The organism is Halomonas shengliensis (assembly GCF_900104135.1).
Classification (GTDB): Bacteria; Pseudomonadota; Gammaproteobacteria; order Pseudomonadales; family Halomonadaceae; genus Halomonas; species Halomonas shengliensis.
This window is the reverse complement of record NZ_FNIV01000001.1, coordinates 411,428-424,413: the sequence shown is the minus strand read 5'-3', so window position 1 is coordinate 424,413 and position 12,986 is coordinate 411,428. Positions and strand designations below refer to the sequence as shown.

At 69.7% G+C, this 12,986-nt stretch carries 13 protein-coding genes; 6 read left to right on the top strand and 7 right to left on the bottom strand.

Going from position 1 to position 12,986, the window contains the following annotated elements:
* Positions 1–54: 54 nt before the first annotated feature.
* From argE to BLP95_RS01920, 3 genes are all read left to right on the top strand, one after another.
* Positions 55–1,209 (top strand): acetylornithine deacetylase, encoded by a 1,155-nt coding sequence (gene argE, locus BLP95_RS01930; RefSeq protein WP_089676593.1) that lies wholly within the window; start codon positions 55–57, stop codon positions 1,207–1,209.
* 36 nt (positions 1,210–1,245) lie between these two features.
* Positions 1,246–1,968 carry a glutamine amidotransferase gene (locus BLP95_RS01925; RefSeq protein WP_089676591.1) on the top strand — a complete coding sequence of 241 codons (723 nt, stop codon included), beginning with the start codon at positions 1,246–1,248 and terminating at the stop codon, positions 1,966–1,968.
* Positions 1,969–2,106: 138 nt separating this feature from the next.
* A protein-coding gene (locus BLP95_RS01920; protein ID WP_089676589.1) for an IS3 family transposase occupies positions 2,107–3,278 on the top strand; the annotation gives its coding sequence in 2 pieces (ribosomal slippage) (positions 2,107–2,398 and positions 2,398–3,278; 1,173 coding nt in all).
* Between the two features lie 144 nt (positions 3,279–3,422).
* On the opposite strand, the gene BLP95_RS01915 is transcribed toward BLP95_RS01920, so the two are convergent.
* Both BLP95_RS01915 and BLP95_RS01910 read right to left on the bottom strand, forming a co-directional pair.
* Positions 3,423–4,406: a DMT family transporter gene (locus BLP95_RS01915; RefSeq protein ID WP_089676587.1), complete on the bottom strand. Its 984-nt coding sequence runs from the start codon at positions 4,404–4,406 to the stop codon at positions 3,423–3,425.
* A gap of 115 nt (positions 4,407–4,521) precedes the next feature.
* Positions 4,522–6,228, bottom strand: coding sequence for a DEAD/DEAH box helicase (locus BLP95_RS01910; RefSeq protein WP_089676585.1), 1,707 nt, complete (start codon positions 6,226–6,228; stop codon positions 4,522–4,524).
* A gap of 421 nt (positions 6,229–6,649) precedes the next feature.
* On the opposite strand from BLP95_RS01910, the gene BLP95_RS01905 reads away from it, so the two are divergent.
* Both BLP95_RS01905 and BLP95_RS01900 read left to right on the top strand, forming a co-directional pair.
* Positions 6,650–7,099 (top strand): YaiI/YqxD family protein, encoded by a 450-nt coding sequence (locus BLP95_RS01905; RefSeq protein WP_089676583.1) that lies wholly within the window; start codon positions 6,650–6,652, stop codon positions 7,097–7,099.
* Positions 7,100–7,150: 51 nt separating this feature from the next.
* Positions 7,151–7,264, top strand: coding sequence for a DUF188 domain-containing protein (locus tag BLP95_RS01900; RefSeq protein ID WP_425402532.1), 114 nt, complete (start codon positions 7,151–7,153; stop codon positions 7,262–7,264).
* A 179-nt stretch (positions 7,265–7,443) separates the two neighbouring features.
* Here BLP95_RS01900 and hslR read toward each other — a convergent pair whose 3' ends face one another.
* Together hslR and yrfG are read right to left on the bottom strand one after the other, a co-directional pair.
* The gene (gene hslR, locus BLP95_RS01895) at positions 7,444–7,830 is read right to left on the bottom strand and encodes a ribosome-associated heat shock protein Hsp15 (RefSeq protein ID WP_089676580.1); all 387 of its coding nucleotides are present in this window, start codon (positions 7,828–7,830) and stop codon (positions 7,444–7,446) included.
* Positions 7,823–8,512, bottom strand: a complete 690-nt coding sequence (gene yrfG, locus BLP95_RS01890) for a GMP/IMP nucleotidase (protein ID WP_089676578.1) — start codon at positions 8,510–8,512, stop codon at positions 7,823–7,825. Before yrfG ends, hslR begins: the two co-directional genes overlap by 8 nt.
* An 82-nt stretch (positions 8,513–8,594) precedes the next feature.
* Between yrfG and nudE the strand changes: the two genes are divergently transcribed.
* Positions 8,595–9,179, top strand: a complete 585-nt coding sequence (gene nudE, locus BLP95_RS01885; RefSeq protein ID WP_089676576.1) for an ADP compounds hydrolase NudE — start codon at positions 8,595–8,597, stop codon at positions 9,177–9,179.
* A 69-nt stretch (positions 9,180–9,248) separates the two neighbouring features.
* Here the strand turns inward: nudE and BLP95_RS01880 are convergent, their stop codons facing one another.
* The 3 genes from BLP95_RS01880 to BLP95_RS01870 all read right to left on the bottom strand — a co-directional run bounded on the left by BLP95_RS01880 (position 9,249) and on the right by BLP95_RS01870 (position 12,986).
* Positions 9,249–10,334 (bottom strand): oxidoreductase, encoded by a 1,086-nt coding sequence (locus BLP95_RS01880; protein ID WP_089676574.1) that lies wholly within the window; start codon positions 10,332–10,334, stop codon positions 9,249–9,251.
* 57 nt (positions 10,335–10,391) lie between these two features.
* A complete protein-coding gene (gene ilvD / locus BLP95_RS01875; protein ID WP_023006303.1) occupies positions 10,392–12,236 on the bottom strand; it encodes a dihydroxy-acid dehydratase in 1,845 nt (614 codons plus the stop codon).
* A 96-nt stretch (positions 12,237–12,332) separates the two neighbouring features.
* A complete protein-coding gene (locus BLP95_RS01870) occupies positions 12,333–12,986 on the bottom strand; it encodes an ATP-binding cassette domain-containing protein (protein WP_089676572.1) in 654 nt (217 codons plus the stop codon).

The window sequence follows — 12,986 nt, the reverse complement described above, 5'->3', positions numbered from 1 at the left end:
GGCGTGGTAGTCTGCCCCCTGCCGTCGTCTTCCCTTTCGATCCTGGAGTGCGCCATGACCGCCGCCGAGATGCTCGACCGCCTGGTGGGCTTCCCCACCGTCTCGCGAGATTCCAACCTGGAGCTGATCGCCTTCGTCGAGGCACTGCTCGACAAGCACGACGTGCCCCACTGGCGGGTGGAGAGTGACGACGGCCGCAAGGCCAACCTGCTGGCGCGCATCGGCCCCGACGTGGCCGGCGGCGTGGTGCTCTCCGGGCATACCGACGTGGTGCCGGTGGAAGGGCAGCCCTGGTCCAGCGACCCCTTCACCCTCACCGACAAGGGCGATGGCCGCCTCTACGGCCGCGGCACCTGCGACATGAAGGGCTTCATCGCCTGCGCCCTGGCGGAGCTGCCGCGCTGGGTGACGCTCGAGCTCGAGACGCCGATCTGGCTGGCGCTCTCCTACGACGAGGAGGTGGGCTGCATCGGCGCGCCGCGCATGATCGAGCGGCTGATGGCCGAGCACCCGCGGCCGGCGGCGGTGATCGTCGGCGAGCCGACCCTGATGCACCCGGTGGTGGCCCACAAGGGCGCCACCAACCTGCGCACCACCGTCACCGGTCGCGCCAGCCACTCCAGCCAGGTCAACCAGGGGGTCTCGGCGATCCATGTGGCGGCGCGGCTGGTCACCTATATCGAGGAGGTGATGGCGGAGCTGCGCGCCGAGGGGCGCGTGGACGAGGCCTTCAACGTGGTGCACTCCAGCCTGCACGTGGGCAGGATCCAGGGCGGCACGGCGATCAACATCATGGCCCGGGAGTGCACCTTCGAGTGGGAGATCCGCCACCTGCCGTCGGACCGCTTCGAGGACCTGACCGGCCGGGTCGACGCCCGTGCCGAGGCGCTGGAGGCGGAGATGCGCCGCCGTGCGCCGGAGGCGAGCATCGTCACCGAGCCGCTCAACCAGACGGTCCCGGCGCTGGCCGATGACAACAACGCCGAGGTGCTGGCGCTATGCCAAGACCTGCTCGGCGAGCGCCCCGCCGGCGCGGTGGCCTACGCCACCGAGGCGGGGCAGTTCCAGCGCCAGGGGCTGCCCACGGTGATCTGCGGCCCGGGCAGCATCGGTCAGGCCCACCAACCCGACGAGTACATCGAGCACGAGCAGCTCGAGGCGGGGGCGCGCTTCATGGCGGCGCTGGGCGAGCGGCTGCAACGAAAGTAGAATAGGGCGCCTCCATCCCCCACGCCAGGAGCCGCCATGCCCCGCCTGCTGATCGTCAAGACCGGCGATGCCTTCCCCGAGGTGATCGCGCAACACGGTGACTTCGAGGCGCTGTTTAGGCGGGCCCTGGCGGAGGCCGGCTTCACCGCCGAGGTGTTCGACGCCCGCCTTGAGCCGCTGCCCGACCTGGCCGGCATCGACGGCCTCATCATCACCGGTTCCCACGCCATGGTCAGCGACGCCGAGCCGTGGAGCGAGGCGCTCAAGCCGTGGCTGGTCTCGGCCCGGGAGCGCAACCTGGCAATGCTCGGCGTGTGCTACGGCCACCAGCTGATGGCATCGGCCTTCGGCGGGGAGAGCGGCTACCATCCGGCGGGGCGCGAGTCCGGCACCCACGAGGTGTCGCTCACCGACTCGGGCCGCGAGGACCCGCTGCTGGGCGCCCTGCCCCGCCACTTCCCCACCCAGCTCACCCACGCCCAGTCGGTGCTGGCCGCGCCCAGCGGCGCCGTAGTGCTGGCCCGCAACGCCCACGATGCCTTCCAGGCGCTGCGCTACGGCCCGCGCCAGTGGAGCGTGCAGTTCCACCCCGAGTTCACCCCCGAGGTGATGCGCGCCTACCTGGCGCGCCAGGTCGACAAGCTGCGCGACCAGGGCCAGGACGCCCATGCCCTGATGCGCCGCGTCACCGACACCCCCGAGGCACGCTCGCTGCTGGTGCGTTTCGCCGAAACCGTGACCAGCCACGCCAAGCGCTGAGACCGGAGCGCCTGGCAGCATCGCTAACGCCCCACCTTCGCGAACTGAAGCCGGAGCGCCGGACCGTCGCTCCCACAGGGGCAGGTGATGTGCCCCCGGTTTTGTAGACACCTTGCCGACAACCGAAGGTAAGGTGCTATGCGCTTGAAAACTCGACGCCAATTCTCGATAGAGTTCAAACGGCATGTCGTTCAGTATTCATTGGAATCTCCGGACACCCTGTCGAACGTGGCAGGGCAGTTCGGGCTTCACCCCAATGTGTTGTGTCGATGGAGGCGTGAGCTCGTGACCCCTGATGCTCATTCACCCGAAGGAGTGCCCAATCACGGGCCCACCAAAAGCCTGGGCGAGCTGGAGCGTGAAAATCGCAAGCTAAAACAGCGCCTTGAGCGAGCAGAGCTGGAGGTAGAAATCCTAAAAAAAGCCACCGAGTACTTCGCCAAAAGCCCGAAGTGAAATTTATATTCATCAGGCGATACCGATCCAGGAACTGGACGGTGGCCTTGATGTGCGAAGTGCTCGGAGTATCCAGGGCGGGCTTCTATCGCTGGCTGAGCCGCTCCCCGTCGCCGCGAGCGACGGAGAGGGAGCATCTGCTCGGCTTCCTGCTCGCTGAGGCGAAGCGGCAGTCGAGCGTGCCCGGCTATCGCAAGCTGTGGCAAGCCGCCGTAAACGCCGGCTTTGCCTGCGGCAAGAACCGCGTTCAGCGTCTGTTGCAGCGAGCCGGCTATCGTTCAGTACGCGCGCTACGGCCCGGCTATCGACGCCCCAAGCCTGGATTGCCGGCCCTGCCCAACCTACTGAATCGGGAATTCGAGGTCAGCAAGCCGAACCAGGTCTGGGTGTCAGACATCACGCAGGTGCGCTGTGACGAGGGCTGGTGGTATCTGGCGATTGTCATGGACCTGTATTCGCGCCGGATCGTGGGGTGGGCTGATGGGCCGGTTAACGACAGCTACCTCGTCGAGCGAGCATTGGAAGCGGCCTGGGACACGCGACAGCCCTCGGGTGGCGGTATGCTATTTCACTCAGACCAAGGGGCGCAGTACCGTAGTGAAGCCGTGATGCGGTGGCTGACGAAGCGGGGCGTAACCTTGAGCATGTCGCGGCGAGGCAACTGCTGGGATAATGCCTGCGCCGAGAGCTTCTTCGCCCAGCTGAAAGTGGAATGGCTGCAGTGTCTTGGGCGGCAAAGCCGCGACGAGCTGCGCGCTGAGGCGCAGTACTACATCGAAGAGTATTACGATGACGTGCGGCTCCATGGGGCCCTGGGCGGAGTCTCCCCCCGGACCTATGAAGCCGCTGCCTGAGAAGGTGTCTACTTTTTCAGGGTCACATCAAGGCACCCACTTACAGCTTAAGGCTTAAAGCTTACAGCTCCCGGCACAGCCGGGCTCCCAGCTTCCAGCCGCGAAGCGGCGATCCTCCCGCTTCAAGCTCCCGGCGCAGCCGGGTCAGTGGCGCTCGCCCACCGAGGGGGCGGGCTCGCCGCGCTCGAGACTCGCCTCCGCCGCTTCGTCGCGCAGCCGTCGGGTATCCGGCGCGCCCTCGGCGGCCTTGCGGCGCTGGCGGTAGAGGTCGCGAAGCGAGCTCGCCAGCATGGCGACGACGATCATGCCCCCGCCGGCGAAGGCCAGCGCGGTGGGCACCTCGCCCACCCACCACCACACCAGCAGGGTGCCCACCAGGGTCTCCAGCAGCATCACCAGGCTGACCTCGGCGCCCGGCAGGTAGCGGGCGCCGGTCTGGATCAGGAAGTAGGCGAGCGGCAGGAAGGCCCCCATCAGCAGCAGCCGCTGCAGGTCGTCACCCTCGGGCAGGCGGGCGCCGCCCATCACGGCGGCGGGCAGCAGCATCGCCAGGCAACCCAGCGGCAGGATCACCGTGGTGTCCAGGCCGCGGCGGCCACTGCCGCGCTGAGCGCTGGCCACGGTGGTGTTGATGGCGATGGAGAGCGGGACGATCAGCGCCACCGCCAGTCCCAGCAGGCTGCCCTGCCCCACCTCGCCGACCGCCATCAGGCTGGCCCCGGCGATGCACACCGCGATCACCACCCAGGTCTGGCGGCGCAGGCGCTGGCCGAACAGCAGCATGCCGATCAGCCCCGCCGCCAGCGGCGCCAGGTTGAGCATCACCAGCACGTTGCCGGCGGAGGTCAGGCGATTGGCGGCGACGAAGGCCCAGGCGCTGGCGGCGAAGGCCAGCGGGCACCACAGCGCGGCCGGGCCGCAGGCGCGGATGGCCGCCGGCAGCCGCTCACGGTAGCGCGCCGCGGCGATCAGCAGCAGCACCCCGCCCAGCAGCAGGCCACGCCAGAACATGAAGGTGGCCACGTCCACCGTGGTGTCCTTGACCAGCAGCGCATCCGGCGAGAGCAGCAGCACGCCGGTCATGGTGATCAGGTAGCCGCGCAGCCGGAACGGCAGTCGCTTCCACATGGGGCATCCTCCCTGTGAGGTAAAGGTTTCGAGGCCACCAACGACGACAGGCCGGAGCAAGGCTCCGACCTGTCGTGGGGGGGGCAGGCCGCCCTGGCGGGCGGCGAGCCTGACGTTACGCCCGGGACTGGCGGCGAATCGGCGCCTCACCGTCGTCACGACGACGGCGCGGGGCGCGCTCGGGGGCGCCGCGGTCCTCGCTGATCTCCAGCGGACGGCCGGCCACGCGGGCGCGGGCCATCTTGGCCAGGATGCTGGAGGGCAGGCCGCTGGGCAGCTCCACCACCGAGAAGGCGTTGCGGATGTCGATGCGACCGATGCGGTTGCCCTCGATGCCGCCCTCGTTGGCCAGCGCGCCAACCAGCTGGCCGGGCTTGACGCCATCCTTGTGGCCCACAGAGACGCGGTAGCGGGTCATCCCCTCGCTGGGACCGCGGTCGCACGGGCCGCCCTGGCGAGCCGGCTTGCCGTCACGCGGGGCACGCTCCTTGCGCGGCGCCTGCAGGCGGCCGATGGGCGCCTCGTCGGCACGCGCCAGGCGGGCGAAGGCACAGGCCAGCTCGACGGGGTCGTAGCCCTCGGCGATCAGGCGCTCGACCAGCGCCTGCTGCTCCTCGGCACCGGCGGTCAGGGCGGCGATCACCTTCTGGTGGAAGGCTTCGTCGCGATGGGCGCGGATGGCCGCCTCGTCGGGCACCGCCATCTCGCTCATCTTCTGACCGGTGGCCTGCTCGATCCAGCCCACCTTGCGGCCCTCGCGGAAGCCCACGAAGGTGATCGAGATGCCGGTACGCCCGGCCCGGCCGGTACGCCCGATGCGATGGGTATAGGCCTCGGAGTCCTGGGGCAGGTCGTAGTTGAAGACGTGGGTGATGCGCGGCACGTCGAGGCCACGGGCGGCCACGTCGGTGGCGATCAGCACGTCGACCTTGCCGCGCTTGAGGCGCTGGATGGTGCGCTCGCGCAGGCTCTGGTCGAGGTCACCGGAGAGGCTGGCCACGTTGATGCCCCGGGCGGAGAGCTGCTCCATCAGGGTGGTGCAGGCCGCGCGGGTACGCACGAAGACGATGGCGGCATCCACCGGCTCCACCTCGAGGATGCGCGACAGCGCCTCCAGCTTGGCGCCGCCATCGACGCGCACCAGGCGCTGCTCGATGTTCTCGCCGGTGGTGGTGCGCGACTCGATGGCCACCTTCACCGGATCGACCAGGTAACGGTTGACGATGCGCTCGATCTCCGCCGGCAGGGTGGCGGAGAAGAACACCCGCTGGGCCTCCTTGGGGGTGTCGGCGACCACACGCTTGACGTCGTCGATGAAGCCCATGCGCAGCATCTCGTCGGCCTCGTCGAGCACCAGGGCGGAGAGGCCGTCGAGCTTGAGGCTGCCGCGATCCAGGTGGTCGATGACCCGGCCGGGGGTGCCGACCACCACCTGGGCGCCGCGACGCAGCGCGGAGAGCTGCTCGCGATACTCCTGGCCGCCGCACAGGGTGGCCACTTCCAGGCCCTGAAGGTTCTGGCCGTACTTGCTGAAGGAGACGGCCACCTGCTGGGCCAGCTCGCGGGTCGGCGCCAGCACCAGCACCTGGGGCTCACGGCGGCTGATCTCGAGACGCGAAAGCAGCGGCAGGGCGAAGGCCGCGGTCTTGCCGGTACCGGTCTGGGCCTGGCCCAGCATGTCACGCCCTTCCAGCAGTGCCGGGATGGTCTCGGCCTGGATGGGGGACGGGGTCTGGTAGCCCAGGGTCTCCACGGCGGAGAGAACGGCGGGCAGCAGGGCAAGATCGCCGAAACTCGGCGAGGCGACGGAAGAAGAGGTCATCAATCACACCTTGGTAGGCCGGGGTCACCGGCGTAAGTTCATTGGCGTCCCTGACGCGGGCAAAAGCGATCAGGCGCGCCGCGGCCTGGTAAGGCGGCAGCACGGGACATCGGAGTCGGGGACGCCGGTCGCACCTGGCATCGGGTCCGGCCATCGAGGATGGCGCTCGGAACCCCTGTGGCGACCGTCTGCGCCGATCCCGCCCGGGTGGCGAGATCTCGTTGGCGCTCCATCTTCACACTTCAAACGCTGGCAGTGCGGCCTGCTTGGGGCCTTGCCTGGCGTTGCAACGCCCACGGCCCGAGGGGCGGTGGCGTCGACCATGGATGGTGGGGTCAGCACATGCGAGGAGCGCGCATGCTACCATCGTCGATCTTCCCTGGCCAGCCTTTTCGGCGGCCGCCCCCGACAAGGAGAGACCATGCCCAGCCTGTGGGTCGATGCCGATGCCTGCCCCAAGGTGGCCCGCGAGATCATCGTGCGCGCCGCCGAACGCACCGCCACTCCGACCTGGTTCGTGGCCAACCACACGGTGCCGTTGCCGCGCTCGAAGTGGGTCAAGGCGCTGGCGGTGAGCCATGGCTTCGACGCCGCCGACGACGAGATCGTCGAGCGCCTGGCCCCCGGCGACCTGGTGATCACCTCCGACCTGCCGCTAGCCATGGCCGCCATCGAGCGCGGCGCCCGGGTGATGACCACCCGCGGCGAGGCGCTGGACGAGAGCAACATCCGGGCACGGGTTCAGATGAGGGACTTCATGGAGACCATGCGCGCCAGCGGCGAGCACACCGGCGGGCCCAAGGGCTACTCCGACGGCGACCGCCGCGAGTTCGCCAACGCCCTGGACCGCTGGCTGGCGAAGAACGTCTAAGCGATGACGCATCTGCACCCGGGGTGCAGATTCGGCTGATTCAAGGGCAGCATGGAGACCATGCGCGCCAGCGGCAAGCATACCGGCGGGCTCAAGGGCTACTCCGACGGCGACCGCCGCGAGTTCGCCAACGCCCTGGATCGCTGGCTGGCGAAGCAGCGGTAGTCAAACTGCTTGCCCTGCATGGGGTTGGTAGGAGGGATGCTACGCATCGCGACTGGAGGCCGAAGGCCTCCCCAGATGACGCCCGCAAGATCGGCAACACGGCCGGGGCGCCTGGCGGCGCCAGTCGCGAGGCAGAGCCTCCCTCCTACAAGGCGCCAATCACGCAGGAGCCGCGCGCCCTACTCCCCCTGATTGCGCTGGAAGCGCTTGATGTCGCGGCGCTGCTTCTTGTCGGGGCGCTTGAGGGGGTGCTGCATGGCCTGGTTGGTGAGCCGGCGCGCCTCCGCCTCGCGCTCGCGGCGCGCCACGCTCTCCTCGGTCTCGCGGTAGAGGGTGCGCGCCTCGGGGGCGCCGCGGCGCTGGTCGGAGAGCGCCAGCACCTCCACCTCGAGGATGTCCCAGCCCTGGGGCACGCGGATGATGGCGCCCACCTCCACCGCCTTGCTGATCTTGGCCCGGGCGCCGTCGTAGTGCACCTTGCCGCCCTCGATGGCCTTCTTGGCGAGGCCACGGGTCTTGAAGAAGCGCGCCGCCCACAGCCACTTGTCGAGCCTGACGCTATCCATGGCGTCCTCCCTCGCCCGCCGCGGGCGGCAGGTTGTCGGGCAGGATGGTGGCGAAACGGTCCAGGGCGATGAACTCCTCCAGCTCGCGCTCCGGGCGCCGGCTGTCGGGCTGCTTGATGCCCAGCAGGTGGCGGATACCGAACTCCCGGGCGCTCTCCAGCACCCTGGGGTTGTCGTCAATGAACAGGGTGCGGGCAGGGTCGAAGGGCTCCACCTCCTGCAGCGCGAACCAGAATTCCTGCTCCTCCTTGGGCACGCCGAGGTCGGCGGAGGAGACGATGGCGTCCAGGTACTCCTCCAGGCCGGTGAGCGGCAGCTTGAGCGCCAGGCTGGCGCGGTCGGCGTTGGTGGCCAGCACCACCCGCGGATGGGCCTGCTTGAGCCATTTGAGGAAGTCCAGGGCGTCGCCGCGCAGGCCGATCAGGTGCTGGATCTCGCGCTTGAGGGCGACCACGTCGACGTCGAGCTCGCGGCTCCAGTAGTCGAGGCTGTACCAGTTGAGGGTGCCCTGCTCGCGCAGCACCTTGGAGCGCACCACCTCCTGGGTGGCCTCGTCGAGCTGGTGCAGCTCCACGTAGCGCCGCGGCAGGTGCTCGAGCCAGAAGTGGCTGTCGAAGTGCAGGTCCAGCAGGGTGCCGTCCATGTCCAGCAGGACGGTGTCGATGGCGCGCCAGTCGATCATGCGGGTTCCGGGTCGTGGCTTGCGGGAGGTGCTATGGTAGCAGGCGCTTCCCGACACCACGAACCCCCGACACGGAGCCGCCATGACCCCGCCCGACTGGCCGCAGAAACCCGCCATCCTCGACCGCCGCTCGGTGGCGAAGAGCCGCCTGTTCCACGTCGAGTCCCTCGACCTGCGCTTCTCCAACGGCGCCGAACGCACCTTCGAGCGCCTCACCGGCAGCGACAGCGGTGCGGTGATGATCGTGGCGATGCCCGACCCCGAGCATGTGCTGCTGATCCGCGAGTACGCCGCCGGCTTCGAGGACTATGTGCTGACCCTGCCCAAGGGGCTGGTGGACCCCGGCGAAGACATCATCACCGCGGCCAACCGCGAGCTGATGGAGGAGTGCGGCTTCGGGGCCCACAGCATCGAGCCGCTGGTGGAGCTGTCGCTGGCGCCCAACTACATGCGCCACCGCATGCAGGTGCTGCTGGCCACCGACCTCTACCCCAAGCGCCTGCCGGGCGACGAGCCCGAGCCGCTGATCGTCGAGACCCATGCGCTGTTCGAGCTGCCCGCCCTGCTCGCCCGGGAGGACTTCCACGAGGCGCGCGCCATCGCCGCCCTGTTCATCGCCCGGGACAAGCTGCTAGAGCGCGAGGCGGAGGGGCCGCTGCGCTGGTAGCGCTGCGTCACCCTCACTCCGGGGTCAGCCTCGCCATTCCCCCCGGGAACCAGGCCGCGACCCGGGGGCTCAGCGGCGATGCAGCCGCTGGCGCAGCACGCCGTTGCCCTCCTTGAGCCGCACCCAGCGCGCCTGGCGGTAGCTGTCGAGCCCCGCCTCGAGCAGCTCCATGGTCTCCATGGCACCCTCGAGGGCCACCGGCGCCGGCCCACCCTGGAGCAACATCTCCGCCACCCCGGCGTAGAAGGCGCCGTAGTCGCCGGGCTCGCCAGTATGCGCCCGGGTCACCGGCTCGGCCCCGGGGGCCTCGGCCAGGGTCAGCTGCCCCGGCGCGGGGTCATCGCCCATTCCCTCGACCAGTGCCCGAGCCTGCTTGAGGCGCGCCTCCTGGGGGTCGAGGCCGTACTTGACGTAGCTGCCGCGGGTGCCGTGGACGCGGAAGCGCGGGGTGGGGTCGGCCACCAGCGAGCCCGCCTGCAGGCTGACCCGCGCGCCGTCGTACTCCAGCAGGCAGAGGAAGTCGTCATCCACCTCGGCGCCGTCGCGCACCGTGGCGAGCTCCAGCAGGATCGCCCGCGGCATGCCGAAGAGCTCCCGGGCTTGGTCGAGCAGGTGCGGGCCGAGGTCGTACCAGATACCCGCCCCGGGGCGATGGTGGTCACGCCAGCGGTCGCTCACCTCGGGCCGGAAGCGGTCGAAGCGCGACTCCAGCGACACCACCCGCCCCAGGGTGCCCGCCTCGAGCAGCGCCCTGAGGGTCAGGAAGTCGCTGTCCCAGCGGCGGTTGTGGAAGACGCTCAGGGTGAGCTCCTCCTCTTCCGCCTGGGCGCGCAGCAGCCGCGCCTCGGAGAGGGTCAGGGTGAAGGGCTTGTCCACCACCACGTGCTTGCCCGCGGCGAGCGCCGCCTTGGCCAGCGGGAAGTGGGTCTCGTTGGGGGTGGCGATGGCCACCAGGTCGATATCGCGCCGGGCCAGCAGCGCCGCCGCCTTGGGCAGCACCGCGACGTCCGGCAGGTCAACGTGGACCCGCTCGGCATCGCTGCACACCACGGCGGTGAGCTCCATGCCGTTGGCGGCCTGGATCAGCGGGGCGTGGAACACCTGGCCGGCCAGGCCGTAGCCTATCAGGCCGACGCTCAGGGTATGGGTTCGCATCGCGGCTTTCCTTGAGACGCCGCGCCCCGGCAGACCGGGGCGCGGGGGACGAGTGGATCAGTCGAGCTTGGTGAGGTCGCGCACCGCGCCCTTGTCGGCGGAGGTGGCGAGCAGCGCATAGGCCTTGAGCGCCGCGGAGACCCTGCGGTCACGCTGGATGCTGGGCTTCCAGGCATCGGCGCCCTTGGCCTCCTCCGCCGCGCGGCGCTCGGCCAGCTCCTCGGCGGAGAGCCTGACGTTGATGGCGCGGTTGGGGATGTCGATCTCGATGATGTCGCCCTGCTCCACCAGGCCGATGGCGCCGCCGGCGGCGGCCTCCGGCGAGGCGTGGCCGATGGAGAGCCCCGAGGTGCCGCCGGAGAAGCGGCCGTCGGTGAGCAGCGCGCACGCCTTGCCCAGCCCCTTGGACTTGAGATACGAGGTCGGGTAGAGCATCTCCTGCATGCCGGGGCCGCCCTTGGGCCCCTCGTAGCGGATGACGACGACATCGCCCTCCTTCACCTGGCCGCCGAGGATATGCTCCACCGCCTGGTCCTGGGACTCCACCACGTGGGCCGGGCCCTCGAAGACCAGGATCGACTCGTCGACGCCGGCGGTCTTCACCACGCAGCCATCCTCGGCGATGTTGCCGAACAGCACGGCCAGGCCGCCCTCGCGGGAGAAGGCGTGCTCGAGGTCACGGATGCAGCCGTTGGCACGATCGCCATCGAGGCTCGGCCAGCGCGCGGCCTGGGAGAAGGCGGTCTGGGTGGGGATGCCGCCGGGGCCGGCCTTGTAGAACTCCACCACCTCGGGGCTGGGGTTGCGCATGATGTCCCACTCCTCCAGCGCCGCCTTCAGGGTGTCGCCGTAGACGGTGGGCACGCGGGTATCGAGAACACCGGCGCGGTCCAGCTCGCCGAGGATCGCCATGATGCCGCCGGCGCGGTGGCAGTCCTCGATATGGTACTGCTGGGTGTTGGGCGCCAGCTTGCAGAGCTGCGGCACCTCCCGCGACAGGCGGTCGATGTCGGCCATGGTGAAGTCCACCCCGCCCTCCTGGGCGGCGGCCAGCAGGTGCAGGATGGTATTGGTGGAGCCGCCCATGGCGATATCCAGGGTCATAGCATTCCTGAACGCCGCCTTGGAGCCGATGGCCCGGGGCAGCAGGTGCGCCTCGTCACCCTCGTAATAGCGCTTGGCCAGCTCGACGATGCGATGGCCGGCCTCCTCGAACAGCCGGCGGCGGTCGGCGTGGGTCGCCAGCACGGTGCCGTTGCCGGGCAGCGCCAGGCCCAGGGCCTCCATCAGGCAGTTCATGGAGTTGGCGGTGAACATGCCCGAGCAGCTGCCGCAGGTGGGGCAGGCGCTGCGCTCGATCTCCTCGATCTGCTCGTCGCTGTACTGGTCGTCGGCGGCGTAGATCATGGCATCGATCAGGTCGATGTTGTGGTCGAGCAGCTTGGTCTTGCCCGCCTCCATGGGGCCACCGGAGACGAAGATCACCGGGATGTTCAGGCGCATGGCGGCGTTGAGCATCCCGGGGGTGATCTTGTCGCAATTGGAGATGCACACCAGGGCATCGGCGCAGTGGGCGTTGACCATGTACTCGACGCTGTCGGCGATCAGGTCGCGGCTGGGCAGCGAGTAGAGCATGCCGTCGTGGCCCATGGCGATGCCGTCGTCCACGGCGATGGTGTTGAACTCCTTGGCCACCCCGCCGGCCTTCTCGATCTCGCGGGCCACCAGCTGCCCCATGTCCTTCAGGTGCACGTGTCCCGGCACGAACTGGGTGAAGGAGTTGGCCACGGCGATGATCGGCTTGTGGAAGTCGTCATCCTTCATGCCGGTGGCGCGCCACAGGGCGCGGGCGCCAGCCATGTTGCGGCCGGCGGTGGTGGTGCGGGAACGGTACTCGGGCATGGTGTCCTCTTCTTCGCGTGCGGCCGCCTGTGCCGGCGGCTCGGTGTCCAGGTCAGCCGACGATTCTGGCACGCGCCCGGCCGTCAGGCCAGTGGCTCAGGGAAGCGGCTTAAGCCGTCCCGCCTCTAGCCGGCAGCGGCGGTCGGCCAGGGCGTCGATGTCGTCGCGGTCGTGGCTGACCAGGATTACCGCGGCGCCCGCCTGCTGCTGGCGACGCACCAGGGCCCACAGGCCCTCCCGGGTGGCCTCGTCGAGGCCGGTGAAGGGCTCGTCGAGCAGCAGCAGCGGCGAGGCCCGCAGCAGGGCGCGCAGCAGCGCCACGCGCTGGCGCTGGCCGCCGGAGAGTTCACCAGGCAGGCGCGCCTCGAGGCCGGCGAGCCCCACCTCGGCGAGGCCTTCGGTGATGCGCCGGCGCTGGTCGGCGGTCAGCCGCAGGTCCGGCGCCAGGCCGAGCCCCAGGTTGGCCCACACCGGCAGGTGGTCGAAGAGGTTGTGCTCCTGGAAGACGGTGGTGATGCCCCGCTCCCAGGGCGGACGCGCCAGCAGGTCCTGCCCCCGCCAGGTCAGGGTGCCACCCTCGGGCTCGAGGAAGCCGGCCAGGAGCCCCAGCAGGGTGCTCTTGCCGCAGCCTGAGGGGCCCTCCACCGAGAGGCACTCCCCCGGGGCCAGGCGGAAGCTGAAGGCAAACGCCGGCGTCTCGCCGGGATCGGCGCGTTCGTAATGGAAGGTGAGGTCGCGGCAATCGAGCAT

Coding starts and splice junctions, on each gene's coding strand:
- argE (WP_089676593.1), top strand. CDS start 55: ATGACCGCCGCCGAGATGCTCGACCGCCTGGTGGGCTTCCCCACCGTC.
- BLP95_RS01925 (WP_089676591.1), top strand. CDS start 1,246: ATGCCCCGCCTGCTGATCGTCAAGACCGGCGATGCCTTCCCCGAGGTG.
- BLP95_RS01915 (WP_089676587.1), bottom strand. CDS start 4,406: ATGTGGAAGCGACTGCCGTTCCGGCTGCGCGGCTACCTGATCACCATG.
- BLP95_RS01910 (WP_089676585.1), bottom strand. CDS start 6,228: ATGACCTCTTCTTCCGTCGCCTCGCCGAGTTTCGGCGATCTTGCCCTG.
- BLP95_RS01905 (WP_089676583.1), top strand. CDS start 6,650: ATGCCCAGCCTGTGGGTCGATGCCGATGCCTGCCCCAAGGTGGCCCGC.
- BLP95_RS01900 (WP_425402532.1), top strand. CDS start 7,151: ATGGAGACCATGCGCGCCAGCGGCAAGCATACCGGCGGGCTCAAGGGC.
- hslR (WP_089676580.1), bottom strand. CDS start 7,830: ATGGATAGCGTCAGGCTCGACAAGTGGCTGTGGGCGGCGCGCTTCTTC.
- yrfG (WP_089676578.1), bottom strand. CDS start 8,512: ATGATCGACTGGCGCGCCATCGACACCGTCCTGCTGGACATGGACGGC.
- nudE (WP_089676576.1), top strand. CDS start 8,595: ATGACCCCGCCCGACTGGCCGCAGAAACCCGCCATCCTCGACCGCCGC.
- BLP95_RS01880 (WP_089676574.1), bottom strand. CDS start 10,334: ATGCGAACCCATACCCTGAGCGTCGGCCTGATAGGCTACGGCCTGGCC.
- ilvD (WP_023006303.1), bottom strand. CDS start 12,236: ATGCCCGAGTACCGTTCCCGCACCACCACCGCCGGCCGCAACATGGCT.
- BLP95_RS01870 (WP_089676572.1), bottom strand. CDS start 12,986: ATGCTCGATTGCCGCGACCTCACCTTCCATTACGAACGCGCCGATCCC.